Source organism: Agrobacterium sp. lyk4-40-TYG-31 (assembly GCF_030209855.1).
GTDB classification, from domain to species: Bacteria; Pseudomonadota; Alphaproteobacteria; order Rhizobiales; family Rhizobiaceae; genus Agrobacterium; species Agrobacterium vaccinii.
In genome coordinates this window covers 388,411-404,045 of sequence record NZ_JARVRE010000005.1, presented here as the reverse complement: position 1 = coordinate 404,045, position 15,635 = coordinate 388,411, and the positions used below count along the sequence as shown (strand labels likewise).

Genomic DNA, 15,635 nt, shown 5'->3' with positions numbered 1-15,635 from the left:
TAAGAAATAAAGCAGAGAGGGACCCCGATGATTTCACATTGCGTATTCGTGCGCTTCAAATCCGCCGTTGCCAGTTCGGAAAAGCAGGCGATCTATGAAGCGATCGTCGCGCTTAAAGACGTCATTCCCGGCATTATCGACGTCAAATTCGGACAAAACGTCTCGTCTGAGGGGCTGAATGGCGGCTTTTTGGATGGGTTTATCGTAACGCTCGACAGTGTCGAAGCCCGCGACGAATATCTGGCACATCCGCAGCATATCGATGTGGGCGAGCGCTTGATCGGCCTGACGGATGGCGGCGCTGCCGGGCTGCTGGTCTTCGATATGGCCATCTGATCGAGACTTGCGGCGGGGTGGCCCGCCGCAACTCAAACCGCTGATCAGCTGGACTTGCTGATGGCAGCGGCAATCTGATCGACATTGTAACGGAACATCTTTTCGTAAGTCGAGGCAGGACCCTTGGCCTTGGAGAGTGATTCCACGTAGAGCTCACCGCCCGGCTCGGCACCCGTTGCCTTTGCCACCTGCTTCACCAGGCGCGGATCGTTCGAATTCTCGAAGAAATACGTCTTCACATGCTCGGCCTTGATCTGCTCGATCAGCTTGGCAACATCGCCCGCAGACGCCTCGGTTTCCGTCGAGACACCCAGCGGCGACAGGAACGTCACCTTGTATTCCCGCCCGAAATAGCCGAACGCATCATGGCTGGTCAGCACCTTGCGGCGATCTTCCGGGATGGAATCGAATTTCGTATGGGCATAGGCATCCAGAGTGTCCAGCGTCTTGAGGTAGGCCTGCGCATTGGCCTTGAAGTCCTGGGCGTCCGACGGGTCTGCGGCTGAAAGCGCGGTCTCGATGTTTTCCACCCAGACTTTCACATTGACCGGGCTGTTCCACACATGCGGATCGGTCACCGTCTTGCCGTCCTCATCCATCTCGCGGGTCTTGATGCCTTGCGAGACAGTCACGGGCGTTCCCTTGTAACCGGAGGCGGAAATCAGGCGGTCCATCCAGCCTTCCAGCCCCAGGCCGCTGACGAAAACCACATTTGCCGCCTTCAGGCCTTTGGCATCGGCAGGCGATGGCTCGAATTCATGCGGGTCGCCGTCAGGCTTGACGAGACTGGTGACGGTCACATGGTTGCCGCCCACCTGCTTGACCACATCGGCCAGCACGGTGAAAGAAGCGACGGTCTTCAATTCCGCAGCGGATGCGGGCGCGATATACGCCATGAGGGCAGTTATTGCAGCAGTCAGGAGCAGAGTTCGCGATAGCATTGGCAAGTCTCCAGATTTAGCCCTTTAAATGTGGGCGGGTGAGGTAACGACCGGCCAGTCCCGCAGGGGCGGCCAGAATGGAAAGCCCGTATAGGCAGGTTGCTGCCATGATGATGGTCGGGCCGGAGGCGAGCTCGAAATGGTAGGACACCACAAGCCCGAGATAGCCGGAAAGCGCGGCGCTGAGTGCTGCGACGATCAGCATGGATGGCAGGCTGCGTGTCCACAGTTGTGCGATGGCCGCAGGCAGCATCATGAGCCCCACTGCCATCAAGGTGCCGAGTGCCTGAAAGCTCGCGACCAGATTGATGACGACCAGCACCAGAAAAATGACGTGATAGGCAGGCCCACGCCCACCCACGGCGCGCAGGAAGCCGGGGTCGAAACATTCCGTCACCAGTGGGCGGTAGATGAAGGCGAGAGCGACAAGGGTGAGGGAGGTGATTGCGCCGATCTGGTAGAGGGCCGGTGCATCTATCGCCAGAATGGTGCCGAACAGCACATGCAGAAGATCGACATTGGAACCGCGCAGCGACACAATCAGCACACCCAACGCCAGCGACGCCAGATAGAAGCTGGCAAAACTCGCATCCTCCTGCAACGGCGTGATGCGGCTGACGATGCCTGAGAGAAGGGCGACGGACAGCCCGGCAATCAGCCCGCCAAAACCCATGGCTGTCAGCGAAAGTGAACCGGCGATAAGGTAGCCGATGGCAGCGCCCGGCAGGATGGCATGGCTCAGCGCATCTCCCATCAGGCTCATGCGGCGTAGCATCAGAAACACGCCGATGGGACTTGCGCCCACTGCCAGACAGAAGCAGGCAACGAGTGCCCGGCGCATGAAGCCATAATCCTGAAACGGCGCGAGGAAAATATCATAGGCCGTCATGCTGCTGGCTCACAGACATCGCTGTTGTCGTCCCAGCGCTCCGCCATGATGCGGGCGCGCATCAGATTGACGGGGGACATCACTTGTTGCGTCGGCCCCCACGCAATCAGTTCTCGGGCCATCAAAAGAGTCTCGGGAAAATGGGCGCGCAGCTGATCGAAATCATGCAGTACGGCAATCACCGTGCGTCCCTCGCCATGCCAGCGACCAACGATGTCCAGAAGGTCACGGGTGGTGCGGGCGTCGATTGCGGTGAAGGGCTCGTCCAACAGAATGACGCTGGCATCCTGCATCAACAGGCGGGCAAACAGCACGCGCTGGAACTGGCCGGCGGAAAGCGCCCCGATGGATCGGTGCTCGAAGCCCGCAAGACCGACGATGGCAAGAGCCTCCTCAGCACGCGCCTGCTGCTTTTTGCCAATGGACCCGAAGGCCCCGGCGGTTTTCCATGTGCCCAGAAGCACAGTTTCCAGAACCGAAATCGGAAAACGCCTGTTTATATCGGCTGCTTGCGGCAGGTAACCGAAGTCGGCGCGCTCAAGAGCGTGGGTGATTCTGCCTTCTGACACCTTGAGGTCGCCGATAATCGCCTTCAGCAGCGTGGACTTGCCCGCCCCATTCGGCCCGGCAATCGCCGTCAGGCTGCCCCGGTCAAAACTCCCGGAGAGGTGATGCACCGCCGGATGCCTGTCATAGGCCACGGTTAGATTATCGATCGACAGAACCGCCGCGCCGCTCATGACAACGCCGCTGCCCAGTGGATGGCAAGCCAGAGCGGAAGGAGAATGACAAGAGCGAGGATAAGGCGGGTCATGGCAGACTGTCGCAACAGGTGCCGTGGAGAGAGATGATGCAGCATGGAATGCTCACAATAATGTTATAGCATTACTGTAATGATATAACGATTGCGGCGAAAGCATGACGTGCGATTTGCGATGACGGTAGACAGCACGCCTAAGCGCGCGATGAGCGAAATATAGGTGAGTGACCAGCCAGACCCACGACAGCAGCCGGTTCTGATCATCGCTTTTCTCATTCCGGCCTTGAGCGTTGACACTAGCGATCTGAGTTGGTCAGGTCAAAAGAGTCTTTCAACCCAAGGACTTGGGTTGGCTGGACCCCGGCTTAAGGCCGGGGTGACGGCGTCGGTAGACGCTTAAAGCTGCTCGATCATGGTCGCGGCAGACGATACCGTGGCCTGGCCGGGATTGTCTTCGACGTTCAAAGACTTCACCACGCCGTCTTCCACCAGCATGGAGTAGCGCTTGGAGCGCACGCCGAGGCTTCCGGCGGAGAGATCGGCATCGAGGCCAAGGGCCTTGGTGAAGGATGCGTCCCAGTCCGCGAGGAAGTGGATTTTGCCCTGGCCACCAGAAGACTGTGCCCATGCGCCCATGACGTGCCAGTCATTGACCGAAACAACGGCAATATCGTCCACGCCACGCGCGAGGATCGTATCGCGGTTTTCGAGGTAGCCGGGCAGGTGGTTGAGCGAGCAGGTCGGGGTGAACGCGCCGGGAACGGCGAAGACAACGACCTTCTTGCCTGCAAACAGGGCGTCCGTGGTGGTGTCCACCGGGCCGTCTGCCGTCTTTTCCTTGAAGGTTGCGGATGGAAGTTTATCGCCGATCTTGATGGTCATGCTGTCGCTCCTGTGGCAGTTTTCAGGGGCGACTATAGAGGACGAATTGCTGCCGTCGTCAATGAAATCCGGTGTCTTTCACTGCGGAAAATCGAGCGGCGCTTCCATGACCTCTCCACCGGACTTGACCAGAATGGTCCAGTGCTGGCCGCGCGGGTTATAGGATTTTGGCAGGCCCTTGATATTCATGTAGAAGGACAGCTTTCGCTTGTCGCGCACCATGTTCTGCGGCTCGAAATAGGCGTAGCCTGAGGGGCCAGCGACGTAGATTTCCGTCTCCTTCGGCGCATTGTCCGGCAGGCGAAGCTCCACGCCGAGCAGGGTTTTGTCGGGCGTGATGTGGAAATTCTGCACTTTGAAATCATCATCCGGTGGCTGTGGCAGTGCGACTTTGGCGTTGGCGACAGCCTCGGTTTCTTCCGGAGTCGCAGGTTTGCCGTGGTCCTTGCGTATCTCGAAATTCGCTTCGAAGGGAATACAGATATTCAGGCAGACGCCGATGAATGCCGTCAATCTTGCCTTGTCCTCATCCGAACCCGGTTGTGCTTGCAAAACGAAAGGCAGGCTGACGGGGGCGTCGTAGCCGATGTCGTTGATTTCGCCATTCTCGATCAGTTTCGGCACGGGAAACGCCAGCGACGTCAGGGTCGCGCCGCTTGTCGGATCGAGCGTGATCTTCGGCGGAATGCCTGCTTCGCCCGGTTCGCGCCAATAGGTAATCCAGCCCGGTTTGAGTTCGATCTGCAACACGGCCTCGATGCGACCGCTGGCGTCGGCGGGTTGGCTGACGACACGCATGCGCCCACCCTCGCTGGTTTCCCAGTCCGTCGTATCGGCATTGGCCGGGGCAGGGGAGAGGACGAATGGAAGCGCAAGGGCGAAGAATGGCAGCGATGCGCGCAGAAAGAGAGGGAGCTTAGCGTTCATTCCCCCGGTCTAGCCTAACATCCGCTAGCGGGCCAGTTACGATTTTGAGCCGGTTATCATTTTCGGTTGATTGATGGGCGACTATGCCGCATCCTTAACAAATGACCAACCCAATGCCGTAGCTGCTCACGCCAGCCTATCGCAGACCGGAGGCTCCAGTGACCTTTTCGACCCTGATGGACAAGAGAGAACGCGGCTTTCTGGATGGCCACTTTCTCATCGCGATGCCGGGACTGGAGGGCGGGTCCTTCGAGCGTTCGGTGGTTTACATCTGCGCCCATTCCAGCGCCGGTGCTATGGGCTTTATCATCAACCGCCCGCAACAGATCACCTTTACCGATGTGCTGCTGCACTTGAAGATGATGGATCAGAACGACGCCATCATGCTGCCGAACCGCACCCGCGAGTTCCCCATTCAGTGCGGCGGACCGGTGGAGTCCGGCAGGGGCTTCGTGCTGCATTCGGACGATTATAATGGCGACTCCAGCATTCCCGTCAGCGACGATATCTCGTTGACCTCGACGCTGGATATTGTGCGCGCCATTTCCAACGGGCGTGGACCCGATAAGGCAACGATGCTGCTGGGCTATGCCGGTTGGGGACCAGGGCAGCTCGAAGGTGAGATTGCCAGCAATGGCTGGCTCAATTGCCCCGCATCCGAGGAATTGATCTTCGACCGTATGCTGGACAATAAATACGAACGTGCCCTGGCGCTGATGGGCGTCGATCCGCGAATGCTGTCGGCAGAAGCGGGTCATGCTTAAGGCGCCAGAAATTTAGCGGAACCAAAATTTAATCCCGACGTTTTTATCTCGGTCGCCAGCGCCAAGTCTGGTTAAAAAACTAGGGAGAAACATCATGGGTAGCACATCCGATAAAGTCGCTGGCACAGCCAATGAAGTTGCTGGCAAGGTAAAGAAGAGCGTTGGCTCTGCCACTGGTAATGACCGTATGCGCGCCGAGGGTGCTGCACAGGAAACCAAAGGCAAGGTCCAGAAGACGGTTGGCAAGGCCAAGGATTCCGTCAAGGGCGCCGTAGACCGCATGTAATTCATTTTGCCACTTCGGCCACCGGGCCGTGGCAATATTCTGTAAAGCGCATGTGCCGATATAAGGCACATGCGTTTTTTCATCTCTGATCTCTCAATTTTCCTAGCGCCGGACCATTCGAAAGCCGATCTTTCCGTCCGAGTGCTCGCTTCTGGAGCGTTAAATGCAGCTATTCTCTTGCGCTGCCTGTGGGCAGCCGGTCCATTTCGACAATCGGTCCTGCGTCAAATGCGGCCATCGTCTGGCCTTCGTGCCGGAAACGCTTTCCATGGAAGCCGTAGACCCTGCGGGTGACCCCAACTGGTCGCTGGTGTCCAATCCAGAACGGCAAATTCGCTATTGCGCCAATGAGGTCAACGACATCTGCAACTGGTCGGTTCCCGCTGAGAGCGATCATAAATTCTGCCCGGCCTGCAGCCATAACCGGCTCGTTCCAGACGCTTCGACGGAAGAGGGCATCGAGCAGTGGCGCCGGTTGAGCCAGGCGCAACGTCATCTGTTCTATTCCATGCTGCGCCTCAACCTGCCGCACCCCAACCGCGATGTTGACCCCAATGGCGGTCTCGTATTCGACTTTCTGGTGGATGAGGTCGCACCCGATGGTTCGATCATTCCTGCCATGACCGGCCATGACGAAGGCCTGATCGCCATTCGCGCTGCTGAATCCGACGATGCGACGCGCGCGCAGATCAAAAGCAACATGAACGAGCCATACCGCACCATGCTCGGCCATTTCCGCCATGAAGTCGGTCACTTCATCTGGAACAAGCTGGTGCGCGATGCCAACCGGTTGGAAGCCTGCCGTGCCGTTTTTGGCGACGAGCGCGAGGATTATGGCGATGCGCTGAAGCGCAATTACGAGCAGGGGCCGCAGCTCGGCTGGGAGCAGACTTACATCAGCTCCTATGCCTCGGTTCACCCGTGGGAGGACTTTGCGGAATGCTTCGCGCACTACCTCCACATCGTCGACACGCTGGAAACGGCGCATGCTTTCGGCATCGCCATCGAGCCGGAAGGCCATGAGGAACTGGAAACGGACGTCGCCTTCGAGCCCTATAGCGCACGAAGTGCCAAACAGTTGGTCAACGCTTGGGTGCCGCTTAGCGTCGCGTTGAACTCCATGCAGCGAAGCATGGGTGAGGCCGACCTATATCCCTTCGTGCTGACGCCAGCCGTTGTGGACAAGCTGGAGTTCCTGCACAAGCTGTTGCACGGTCGCGTGCCTGAAGATCAGCAGCAGAGCTGGCAGCCAGCGCCGCAGCAGCAGGCAGAGCAAAATCAGGCTCTCTTGACCACCTGAAAACGCTCGCGCAGCAGCTGTAGCGCCGCCTCTGGCGTATCCGGCGTGCCGAATAGGAAGCTTTGCCCGTAGTGACAATTCATGCGGGCAAGCTCTGCCGCATCTTCCGGCGTTTCGATCCCCTCAGCAACGACCTGCATTTCCAGCGCTCTCGCCATGGCGATAATGGAGCGCAGCAACACGTTTCGCTTGTCGCTGGTATTGGCGACCAGCGCCTTGTCCAGCTTGATCGTGTCGAACGGGAAGCGGGTGAGATAGGCGAGCGAAGAATAGCCCGTGCCGAAATCATCCAGCGCGAGGCTAAGCCCGGTTTCCTTGAGCTTCGCCAGAACCAGACGCGCCTGTTCCGGGTTTTCCATCACGACGGATTCGGTCAATTCCAGCTTCAACTGCGCGGGATTGCACCGTGTCCGCTGCAACATGCTGCGCACGTCGTTGTAAAGCTCGTTGTTCAGCAGTTGCGCGCTGGAGATGTTCACGGAAATGAAGATCGGCAGCTTGTCGATGGCATGTTGCCAGTCCATCAGATCTGTCGCAGCCCGTTCCAGGGCGAACATGCCAAGCGGTTCGATAAGACCGGATGCTTCCGCAACGGGAATGAACTCGGATGGCGGAATGCTGCCACGCTTGGGGTGTTCCCAACGCATCAATGCTTCGAAACCTGCCATATCGCCATTGTCGAGCTTGATGATGGGCTGATAGGCCAGCGACAGCTCCTTGCGCTCGATCGCGCGGCGAAGGTCGCTCTCCATCTGCAAACGGTCGGTGCCGGATGTGCGGAAGGCAGGGCGGAACGGTTCGACGCGATTGCCGCCTGCGCGCTTGGCACGGTACATGGCAAGCTCGGCATCGCTGAGCAGACCAGCGGCATTTTCCTGCTGGTCGATCCACGAAACGAGGCCGATGGACGCCGTCAGAATGATTTCGCGGTTGGCGAAATTGATCGGCACCATGATGGCCTTGTTCACCGCATCGGCAAAATCCGCCACGCGTTGAGGATCGCGTTCCGAGACGAGAATGAGGCCGAATTCATCGCCGGACAGACGCGCAAGCGTATCCTGTGGTTTCAGCAGACGGCGCAGGCGGCGTGTCAATGCAATCAGGATATTGTCGCCAGCGGCAATGCCCAGCGTATCATTGACCAGCTTGTAGCGGTCGATATCGATGGCCATGACGGTGGGGCGTACGGTTTCGCCTTCCGGTGCCAGATTGAGCACGGATTGCAGGCGGTCGAGAAAAACCTGGCGGTTGGGCAGGCCAGTTAGATTGTCGCTCAAGGCGTCCTGCAACAGCCGCTCGACCGAGTTCTTCTGCTCGGTGATATCGGTAATGGTGCCGACGCAGCGGATGATTTCGCCGTTCGAGCCCAGCACGGGCCGCGCACGGATTTGCAGCCAATGGAAATGCCCATCCTCGGCGCGAATGCGGAACTCGTGGTTCAGGCGTCCCTTGCGATGGTCCAGCAGCACGTCCAGCGTGGCTTTGAACCGGTCGCGGTCATCCGGGTGCAGGCGCGGCAACCAGTTGCGCGCGGCGCCGTGCATAGTGCCGGGATGCAAGCCGAGCTTGATCGAGACATCAGGCGTGGTGACGATGCGGTCACGCGTCACGTCCCAGTCCCACACCGTGTCGCCACTACCCGTCAGCGCCAGCGATTGCCGCTCGAGATCCGAAAACAGCCCCTGTTGATAGGCACTGCCCGCAAAGGCGTGCTGGATCACGGTAAAGCCGATCAAGAGAACGATGAGAACGAGACCCCCGCCCAGCGCAGGCTGAACGATATCGTTATCCAGTTGCCCCGTGACCGTCAGCCAACTGCCGAACAGCCAGACGAGAATCAGCGCCCATGAGGGCACAAGCAAAATGGCACGGTCGTAGCGGTTGAAGCCGAGATAGATGATCAGCACGATACCGGCAGTGGCCGTCAGCGCAAACGACAGGCGGGCGATGCCGGACGCGATGGAGGGATCGTAGATCGCCACGCCGAACAGTGCACCAAGCCCGATGATCCACGCAAATGTCGCGTAGCCAAGATGCGCGTGCCATCTGTTCAGATTGAGATAGGTGAACAGGAAGACCACGAAACTGGACGCGAGTGCGACTTCCGCACCCGCGCGCCATATTCGCTCGTCGCTTGATGTCACGGTGATCAGCTTTTCCAGAAAGCCGAAATCCACGCAGATATAGGCCAGAACGGCCCAGGACAGCGCCGCAGAGGCGGGCAGGACGGACGTACCCTTGACGACGAAGAGAATGGTCAGGAGCACGGCAAGCAGACCCGCAATACCCAGCACGATGCCGCGATAGAGCGTGAAAGCGTTGATCGTGTCCTTATATGCCTCGGGTTCCCAGAGGTAAATTTGCGGCAGTTGCGGCGTGGAAAGCTCTGCTACGAAGGTGATGACCGCGCCGGGGTTTAGCGTGATGCGAAACACGTCGGCGTCGGGGCTGGGTTGCCGGTCCAGCGCAAAGCCTTCACTCGGCGTAATCGCAATGATGCGCTGCGAGCCGAGATCGGGCCAGAACAGTTTGGAATTCACCAGACGGAAATGCGGCGCCACGATCACGCGCTCCAACTGCTCTTCCGACACGTTTGCCAGCGCAAACACGGCCCAGTCACCCTGATGAGCGGGGGAGGAGGCGCGCACCTCGATACGGCGGCGAATGCCATCCGGGCCGGGCGCGGTAGAAACCTGAAAGGCTTCACCCTGATTGGCGTAAATGTCCGTCGTCGCCGTCAGGTCCAGCGCGGTGTCATCGCGAGAAATCTTGACCGGTTCGAAAGCATGGGCTTGTGCGGCGAAAAGTGCGCACAGAAACATCAGGGGCGTAAAGCGCGCTGCGGCCACAAAGCGTCCTATAAGGCGCAACGCAAGGCTAATATATGTCATCTATCCTACTGCGTCCCGCCGGGATTTTGCTTATCGGCAATGAGGGAGAACATGACGTGGTCTCGCCACTCACCGTTTATTTTCAGATATTCCCGCAAGAGACCTTCTCGCTGAAATCCGGCGTTTTCAAGCAGCCGTATGCTTTTGAAGTTCTCTGGAATACAGGCTGCCTCAATACGGTGCAACTGAAGTCCGTTGAAGATGTAGGGTATTACCAGCTTTAATGCGGCAGACATATGGCCTTGGCCCGCGTAAGCCTCGCCCATCCAATATCCGATCATGCAGCTTTGCGCCGCACCCCGCCGGATGTAGCCAATAGTGATGCCGCCCAAAAGCGTGTTGTCGGATTTGAACAGCAGCATGGACACGGCAAGGCCAGAGGAAAATTCCTGGCCGTTGCGTGTCACGCGTACCCGATAGGAGCTTTCGCTCAGCTCGTCACCGCGCCAGCTCGGTTCCCACGGTTGAAGGAACTGTCTGCTATCCGAGCGCAGCCTGTGCCACTGCCGGTAGTCGGAATAGCGCGGCAGTCGCAACAGATATTCGGCACTGCGAAGTTCCGGCGTATCGCTGTGACGGGAAAGAAAACGCAGCATGTAAGGTCAAACCTCATCCTACCTGCCGCGGACACATGCCCTTAGCCCTCAGCCATTTGCCTTTATCTGGATGGACGGCGACGCAGAAAGCTCCGCCGTGATGTCTGACAGCGGCGAGAGGTTTTCCAGCGGGCCGATGGCGGACAAGGTGGGAACTGTATCGAAAAACAGCCGTCCCGCAAGATCAGTCAAACGCTGCGGGGTAATATCCCCCAGACGCTGCATCATCTCGTCATTGGGAATCGGGCGACCATAAAGCATCATTTGGCGCGCCATCTGTCCCGCACGCGCTGCAGGGCTTTCCTGACCCATCAACAACTGCGCGCGAATTTGGGCGCGGGCGCGGTCAATTTCTTCCTGATGGATGGTCTGCGAGGACTTTCGAAGCTCGTCTATGATGACGGGCACCAGTTCCGGCAGATCGCTGCTGCCGGTTGCCGCGTGAATGCCGAAAATGCCCGTGTCGGAAAAGCCCCAATGGAAGGCGTAGACCGAGTAGCACAGGCCGCGATACTCGCGCACTTCCTGAAACAGCCGCGAAGACATGCCGCCGCCCAGAATATTGGCAAGAATTTGCGAACAGTAGAAATCGCGGGCGTGGTATGCTTTGCCCTCGAAACCGAGAAGCACTTGCGCATCCATGAGGTCGCGCGTTTCGCGGATTTCGCCACCGGTGTAGATGGCTTTTTCCATGACAGGCGTGGCGACAGGCAGTTGCGGCAGGCCTGCGAAGCGTTGCTCGACCTGCTTGACGAAACTTTCATGATCGACCGCACCGGCGGCCACCACGAAAATACGGTCCGTCGTGTAATTGCGCGCCAGATAGTGGCGAATCTGGCCTGTGGTGAAGGATTGGACCGTTTCAGGCGTGCCGAGGATTGGGCGGCCAATGGTCTGGTCGCGGTAGGCGACACCGGAGAAATTGTCGAAGATGACGTCGTCGGGAGTGTCGGTCGCAGCGCCGATTTCCTGCAGGATGACGTTCTTTTCACGTTCCAGTTCCGCTTCTTCGAAGGCGGATTCGGTCAGGATATCGGCGAGGATATCCACCGCGAGCGGTACGTGGTCCTTGAGGACACGTGCGTAATAGGATGTCGTTTCGGTCGATGTGGCAGCGTTGACTTCGCCGCCCACATTCTCGATTTCCTCGGCAATCTGGCGCGCTGTGCGCCGTGCCGTGCCCTTGAAGGCCATATGTTCGAGAAGATGCGCGATGCCATGCTCGTCATCGGTCTCGTTGCGGGAGCCGGATTTGATCCACACCCCAAGAGCGACGCTTTCGAGGTGTGGCATTCTTTCGGTAACAACGGTCAACCCGGAGGCTAGCCGGGTCACATTTACACTCATATTCAGTCTTTCCGCGCTACTCACTCTTGGCGCGAGCATGTGTGCCGATGAAAGTTTCCACGGCGTCCAGCTCAGCATCCAGAATGTCGAAACGCTCCTCCCGGTTCATAAGATCAGCAAGCCATAGTGGAAGCGCAGGATCGATTTCGCAAGCGGATTTTACAGCAGCTGGAAATTTCGCTGGATGCGCAGTGGACAAGGTGACCATCGGCGCGCTTGATTTCTCATGCTTTTTAGCCACGTAGACGGCAGTTGCCGTGTGCGGGTCCAGGAGGTACCCGGTCTTTTCCAGCGTCTCGCGGATGGTGTCGGCTACCTGCTTTTCAGTGGCGCGGCCTGCACGGAAATCCCGTTTGATGAACTTCATCGCCTTGTCGGAAATGTCGAAAGCACCCGATTGCTTCAGCCCGTCCATGGAGCGTTTGACGGCGGAAGGGTCACGGTCATTGGCTTCAAACAGCAAGCGTTCGAAGTTGGACGAAATCTGTATATCCATCGAAGGCGATGTCGTGGCGTGCACGCCGCGCATCTCGTAGCGACCGGTCTTCAGCGTGCGGGCCAGAATGTCGTTGTCATTGGTGGCAATCACCAGCTTGTCGATGGGCAGGCCCATCTGCTTGGCGACGTAACCCGCGAAAATATCGCCGAAATTACCCGTCGGCACCGTAAACGAAATCTTCCGGTCCGGCCCGCCCAGCGAAAGGGATGCGGTGAAGTAATAGACCACCTGCGCCATGATGCGCGCCCAGTTGATGGAGTTGACGCCCGACAGCTTGACGCCGTCGCGGAATTTCACGTCGTTGAACATCTCTTTGACGAGGTTCTGGCAATCGTCGAAATTTCCGTTGACGGCGATGGCGTGCACGTTGGACGCAGTCGAACTCGTCATCTGGCGTTGCTGTACAGGCGATACCTTGCCATGGGGGAAGAGGATGAAGATGTCGGTGCGATCGCGGCCTGCGAAGGCATCGATGGCCGCGCCACCTGTATCGCCCGATGTCGCGCCGACGATGGTTGCGCGTTCGTCGCGCTGCGTCAGCACATAGTCCATCAGCCGTGCGATAAGCTGCATCGCCACGTCCTTGAACGCCAGCGTCGTGCCGTGGAACAGCTCAAGAATATAGGAATTCGGCCCGGTCTGCACCAGCGGTGCAACTGCAGGATGACGGAAGGTCGCGTAAGCATCGTCGATCATCGCACGGAAAGTGTCTGCGGGAATTTCGCCGCCGGTGAAGCGATAGAGAACTTCGAATGCGACTTCCTGATAGGATTTGCCACGCAGCGCGCGAATTTCCTTTTTCGACATGGTCGGCCATTTGCGCGGGACATAAAGTCCGCCGTCACGTGCCAGACCCGCCAGAAGCGCGTCGGAAAAACCCAGCGATGGGGCGCTGCCCCTGGTCGAAACATATTCCACGAGATGGTCCCTTGTCGTCTTTCAGGCAAATGTCGTCAGTCACTCATCCGCCGGAGGTGCCTGTTCGGCCCTGTCGAAAGCATTTTGCAAAATTCGGCCAAATCCGAACGCAACCAATCGATTTTCTCCAGCGTCGCTGCTATAGACCATCGCCGACGGGCATGAAAGGCCATTAAACGGGTTCTGCGGTCCTGTATCGGGATAGTTTTTGAAGGGTTGAACAAAGTGACAGGGAATATTTTGCGTTTGTCCGCCGCGATGTCGGTTCTTGCCGTGCTTGCTGGTTGCAACTCTTCCAATCCGTCGGACGCCATGGCGGTCAAGCCACCGGCTGCGCAGGCCGTGGCGCCGGTCGTGCAGGCCAATTGCCCCACCATCACCATTCTCGATAATAACGCCGTCAAACGGGTCTATGCCGGTGGTGCTAAGGACGATCAGACGAAGCTCGTCTATCAGGCGTCTCTTTCCGATACCACACGCTCTTGCAGCATGAGCGATGCGACGCTGACCGTAAACGTGTTGGCCCAGGGCCGCCTCGTTCCCGGCCCGCTCTCCAAGCCCGGCCGCGTCAACCTGCCCATCCGCGTCACCGTGAAAGACGGCGATGGCGAAATCTTCTCGCAGGTCACCAATTTCCCGGTGGATGTCCCCGCAGGCCCATCCGGCACCCAGTTCATCTTCAACAACCCCAACGTCGCCATCCCCAACGCCCCCGGCGGCGCATCACGCCAGACGAATGTGTTTATTTCGTTTGATGAAGGTGCTGCCAAGGCAGGCACGAAGAAGGGCCGTCGGGGGTAAGGCTAGTCTTTTGAACGCTGACGTTATGACAGCCCTGCGGCCTTGCGCAGGGCTTCATTCATTCTGCCTTGCCAGCCTTTTCCACTTTGGCGAAATCGCGTAATCACGTCTTCGTCCAGCCGCAATGTGATCTGTTTTTTTGGATTTTCCAGCGTGGGGCGTCCACGTGGCGTGCGAAGATCATCGATAGCTTTTAAGAGTTCTGGTGGTAGAACCTCAACTGCGGGCCGCAGGCGGTTTAATTCCTTTTCGGTCATTTCAGGAAAGTCGACCGCATCCCAGTCGGCTCGGCTGTAGCCACGCCCTTCCTGAAACGTCAAGTTCGAAGTCTTGGCCATGGTAGTCTCCTTCTTTCCTGCTCGCTGGCTTGTCTGAAGCTAATAATGGATATCGCTTCTGATCCCAGACTGGCGAAGATGACAGAAGATGACAGCGGCAGTCCCGTCACGAAAATATCCCAATGCCTTGAAACGACGACTACCAAAATCTCCGGCAAGGCTTTCTTCGAAAAGAGCGCTTTCCCAAGCAAACTCGCCAATATCTGCAAAATCGAGGCCATGCTTCTCGATATTGGCAAGCCGCTTTGGCTCATCCCAGAAAATCTTCATGAAATAATGTAACTACATTTATTGAAAAAGCAATGCAGCTATCCAGATCACAAAATTGTCTGCCTGGCAACTTACGCCACGCCGCCCCACTCAGCCAAAGCCTCGATTGTCGCGGGCAAATCCTGCATACGCGCAATCACCGTTTCCGCACCCGCATCCGTCAAGCGATCCGCATGGCTTGGGTAGGTGTGCGATGCGCCGGTGAAGCCGATGACGCGCATTCCGGCTGCGCGGGCGCCGTTGACGCCGTGGACGGAATCTTCGACGACGACGACGCGGTCGGGTGAGACATTGAACTGCTTAGCGCCATGCAGGAAGATGTCGGGCTTCGGCTTGACGCGATCAGGGCCGAGATCCTTAGCGGAATAGATATGGCCCTCGAAATAGGGTTTGAGGCCGACTTTGGTCAGCATCATATCCAGGCGATGGCTGGATGAGTTCGAGCAGATGCAGCGCGGCGTCGTCAGGCGGGAAAGCGCCAGCTTGACGCCGTCGATGACCTTCACGTCCCGTTCGAGCCGGGCGTCCAGAAGCTTTTCCGACTTTTCCAGCAGCGAGGCTGAGAGCGGAATGCTGGCTTCACGCTCGATATCGAGGAGGATGTTTTTCCACGTCATGCCAGAGAAGCGCTCGCCCATTTCCTCGGTGGAAATCGGGTAGCCAGCATCGGTCAGCAGGCGCGATTCGACCTGGGCGGCGATGATTTCGGAATCGACGAGAACGCCGTCGCAGTCGAAAATAATGAGGTCGAAGCCGCTCATGGGCTCTCCTTAACGATTTGGGGCGGGAAGATTTGGGCGCTTTTAGCCCATGTGGGTCGCAAGCTCAACCGATGCCGATGCAAACGTGCCCTGCAAGACACGGCGCTTCCTCGACAATCCGGTCACGGC

16 protein-coding genes and 2 pseudogenes are annotated in these 15,635 nt (G+C 58.2%); 5 read left to right on the top strand and 13 right to left on the bottom strand.

What is annotated here, in order from left to right:
* Positions 1-27 precede the first annotated feature (27 nt).
* Positions 28-336, top strand: coding sequence for a Dabb family protein (locus QRN55_RS12375; protein ID WP_284776917.1), 309 nt, complete (start codon positions 28-30; stop codon positions 334-336).
* A gap of 44 nt (positions 337-380) precedes the next feature.
* Here QRN55_RS12375 and QRN55_RS12370 read toward each other — a convergent pair whose 3' ends face one another.
* The 6 genes from QRN55_RS12370 to QRN55_RS12345 form a co-directional block, all read right to left on the bottom strand.
* Positions 381-1,277 carry a metal ABC transporter substrate-binding protein gene (locus QRN55_RS12370; protein ID WP_284776916.1) on the bottom strand — a complete coding sequence of 299 codons (897 nt, stop codon included), beginning with the start codon at positions 1,275-1,277 and terminating at the stop codon, positions 381-383.
* Between the two features lie 16 nt (positions 1,278-1,293).
* Positions 1,294-2,166 (bottom strand): metal ABC transporter permease, encoded by an 873-nt coding sequence (locus QRN55_RS12365; RefSeq protein ID WP_284776915.1) that lies wholly within the window; start codon positions 2,164-2,166, stop codon positions 1,294-1,296.
* A complete protein-coding gene (locus QRN55_RS12360; protein ID WP_284776914.1) occupies positions 2,163-2,906 on the bottom strand; it encodes a metal ABC transporter ATP-binding protein in 744 nt (247 codons plus the stop codon). The genes QRN55_RS12365 and QRN55_RS12360 overlap by 4 nt, the downstream gene beginning before the upstream one ends.
* Positions 2,903-3,025, bottom strand: coding sequence for a hypothetical protein (locus QRN55_RS12355; RefSeq protein WP_284776913.1), 123 nt, complete (start codon positions 3,023-3,025; stop codon positions 2,903-2,905). The genes QRN55_RS12360 and QRN55_RS12355 overlap by 4 nt, the downstream gene beginning before the upstream one ends.
* Before the next feature lie 297 nt (positions 3,026-3,322).
* Positions 3,323-3,808, bottom strand: coding sequence for a peroxiredoxin (locus tag QRN55_RS12350; protein WP_111840627.1), 486 nt, complete (start codon positions 3,806-3,808; stop codon positions 3,323-3,325).
* 78 nt (positions 3,809-3,886) lie between these two features.
* The gene (locus QRN55_RS12345; RefSeq protein ID WP_284776912.1) at positions 3,887-4,735 is read right to left on the bottom strand and encodes a protein-disulfide reductase DsbD domain-containing protein; all 849 of its coding nucleotides are present in this window, start codon (positions 4,733-4,735) and stop codon (positions 3,887-3,889) included.
* Positions 4,736-4,893: 158 nt separating this feature from the next.
* Here QRN55_RS12345 and QRN55_RS12340 point away from each other — a divergent pair, with 158 nt between their 5' ends.
* The 3 genes from QRN55_RS12340 (at position 4,894) to QRN55_RS12330 (ending at position 7,085) form a co-directional block, all read left to right on the top strand.
* Positions 4,894-5,499 (top strand): YqgE/AlgH family protein, encoded by a 606-nt coding sequence (locus QRN55_RS12340; RefSeq protein WP_284776911.1) that lies wholly within the window; start codon positions 4,894-4,896, stop codon positions 5,497-5,499.
* A 94-nt stretch (positions 5,500-5,593) separates the two neighbouring features.
* Positions 5,594-5,785: a CsbD family protein gene (locus QRN55_RS12335; protein WP_111840630.1), complete on the top strand. Its 192-nt coding sequence runs from the start codon at positions 5,594-5,596 to the stop codon at positions 5,783-5,785.
* Between the two features lie 163 nt (positions 5,786-5,948).
* Entirely contained in the window at positions 5,949-7,085 is a 1,137-nt protein-coding gene (locus QRN55_RS12330) for a zinc-binding metallopeptidase family protein (protein WP_284776910.1), read from the top strand.
* On the opposite strand, the pseudogene QRN55_RS12325 reads toward QRN55_RS12330, so the two are convergent.
* From QRN55_RS12325 to thrC, 4 genes and pseudogenes are all read right to left on the bottom strand, one after another.
* A pseudogene (locus QRN55_RS12325) lies at positions 7,064-9,880 on the bottom strand (EAL domain-containing protein); the annotation flags it as partial. The gene QRN55_RS12330 and the pseudogene QRN55_RS12325 sit on opposite strands and share 22 nt — an antisense overlap.
* A 101-nt stretch (positions 9,881-9,981) precedes the next feature.
* On the bottom strand, positions 9,982-10,572 hold the full coding sequence (locus QRN55_RS12320; protein WP_112498345.1) for a GNAT family N-acetyltransferase: 591 nt from the start codon (positions 10,570-10,572) through the stop codon (positions 9,982-9,984).
* A 48-nt stretch (positions 10,573-10,620) separates the two neighbouring features.
* The gene (locus tag QRN55_RS12315) at positions 10,621-11,919 is read right to left on the bottom strand and encodes a M16 family metallopeptidase (protein ID WP_111840633.1); all 1,299 of its coding nucleotides are present in this window, start codon (positions 11,917-11,919) and stop codon (positions 10,621-10,623) included.
* A 16-nt stretch (positions 11,920-11,935) separates the two neighbouring features.
* Entirely contained in the window at positions 11,936-13,336 is a 1,401-nt protein-coding gene (gene thrC / locus QRN55_RS12310; RefSeq protein ID WP_284776909.1) for a threonine synthase, read from the bottom strand.
* Positions 13,337-13,594: 258 nt separating this feature from the next.
* On the opposite strand from thrC, the gene QRN55_RS12305 reads away from it, so the two are divergent.
* A complete protein-coding gene (locus QRN55_RS12305) occupies positions 13,595-14,137 on the top strand; it encodes a PilZ domain-containing protein (protein ID WP_350225188.1) in 543 nt (180 codons plus the stop codon).
* A 23-nt stretch (positions 14,138-14,160) separates the two neighbouring features.
* On the opposite strand, the gene QRN55_RS12300 is transcribed toward QRN55_RS12305, so the two are convergent.
* The 3 genes and pseudogenes from QRN55_RS12300 to QRN55_RS12290 form a co-directional block, all read right to left on the bottom strand.
* Positions 14,161-14,475 (bottom strand): BrnA antitoxin family protein, encoded by a 315-nt coding sequence (locus QRN55_RS12300; protein WP_284776906.1) that lies wholly within the window; start codon positions 14,473-14,475, stop codon positions 14,161-14,163.
* Positions 14,454-14,745: pseudogene (locus tag QRN55_RS12295) on the bottom strand (BrnT family toxin). Before QRN55_RS12295 ends, QRN55_RS12300 begins: the two are co-directional and overlap by 22 nt.
* A gap of 71 nt (positions 14,746-14,816) precedes the next feature.
* A complete protein-coding gene (locus tag QRN55_RS12290) occupies positions 14,817-15,506 on the bottom strand; it encodes an HAD-IA family hydrolase (protein ID WP_112498349.1) in 690 nt (229 codons plus the stop codon).
* Positions 15,507-15,635 lie beyond the last annotated feature (129 nt).

Excerpts from the sequence above, each read along its gene's own strand:
- QRN55_RS12375 (WP_284776917.1), top strand. The coding sequence starts at position 28 with ATGATTTCACATTGCGTATTCGTGCGCTTCAAATCCGCCGTTGCCAGT.
- QRN55_RS12370 (WP_284776916.1), bottom strand. The coding sequence starts at position 1,277 with ATGCTATCGCGAACTCTGCTCCTGACTGCTGCAATAACTGCCCTCATG.
- QRN55_RS12365 (WP_284776915.1), bottom strand. The coding sequence starts at position 2,166 with ATGACGGCCTATGATATTTTCCTCGCGCCGTTTCAGGATTATGGCTTC.
- QRN55_RS12360 (WP_284776914.1), bottom strand. The coding sequence starts at position 2,906 with ATGAGCGGCGCGGCGGTTCTGTCGATCGATAATCTAACCGTGGCCTAT.
- QRN55_RS12355 (WP_284776913.1), bottom strand. The coding sequence starts at position 3,025 with ATGCTGCATCATCTCTCTCCACGGCACCTGTTGCGACAGTCTGCCATG.
- QRN55_RS12350 (WP_111840627.1), bottom strand. The coding sequence starts at position 3,808 with ATGACCATCAAGATCGGCGATAAACTTCCATCCGCAACCTTCAAGGAA.
- QRN55_RS12345 (WP_284776912.1), bottom strand. The coding sequence starts at position 4,735 with ATGAACGCTAAGCTCCCTCTCTTTCTGCGCGCATCGCTGCCATTCTTC.
- QRN55_RS12335 (WP_111840630.1), top strand. The coding sequence starts at position 5,594 with ATGGGTAGCACATCCGATAAAGTCGCTGGCACAGCCAATGAAGTTGCT.
- QRN55_RS12330 (WP_284776910.1), top strand. The coding sequence starts at position 5,949 with ATGCAGCTATTCTCTTGCGCTGCCTGTGGGCAGCCGGTCCATTTCGAC.
- QRN55_RS12320 (WP_112498345.1), bottom strand. The coding sequence starts at position 10,572 with ATGCTGCGTTTTCTTTCCCGTCACAGCGATACGCCGGAACTTCGCAGT.
- QRN55_RS12315 (WP_111840633.1), bottom strand. The coding sequence starts at position 11,919 with ATGAGTGTAAATGTGACCCGGCTAGCCTCCGGGTTGACCGTTGTTACC.
- QRN55_RS12305 (WP_350225188.1), top strand. The coding sequence starts at position 13,595 with ATGTCGGTTCTTGCCGTGCTTGCTGGTTGCAACTCTTCCAATCCGTCG.
- QRN55_RS12300 (WP_284776906.1), bottom strand. The coding sequence starts at position 14,475 with ATGGCCAAGACTTCGAACTTGACGTTTCAGGAAGGGCGTGGCTACAGC.
- QRN55_RS12290 (WP_112498349.1), bottom strand. The coding sequence starts at position 15,506 with ATGAGCGGCTTCGACCTCATTATTTTCGACTGCGACGGCGTTCTCGTC.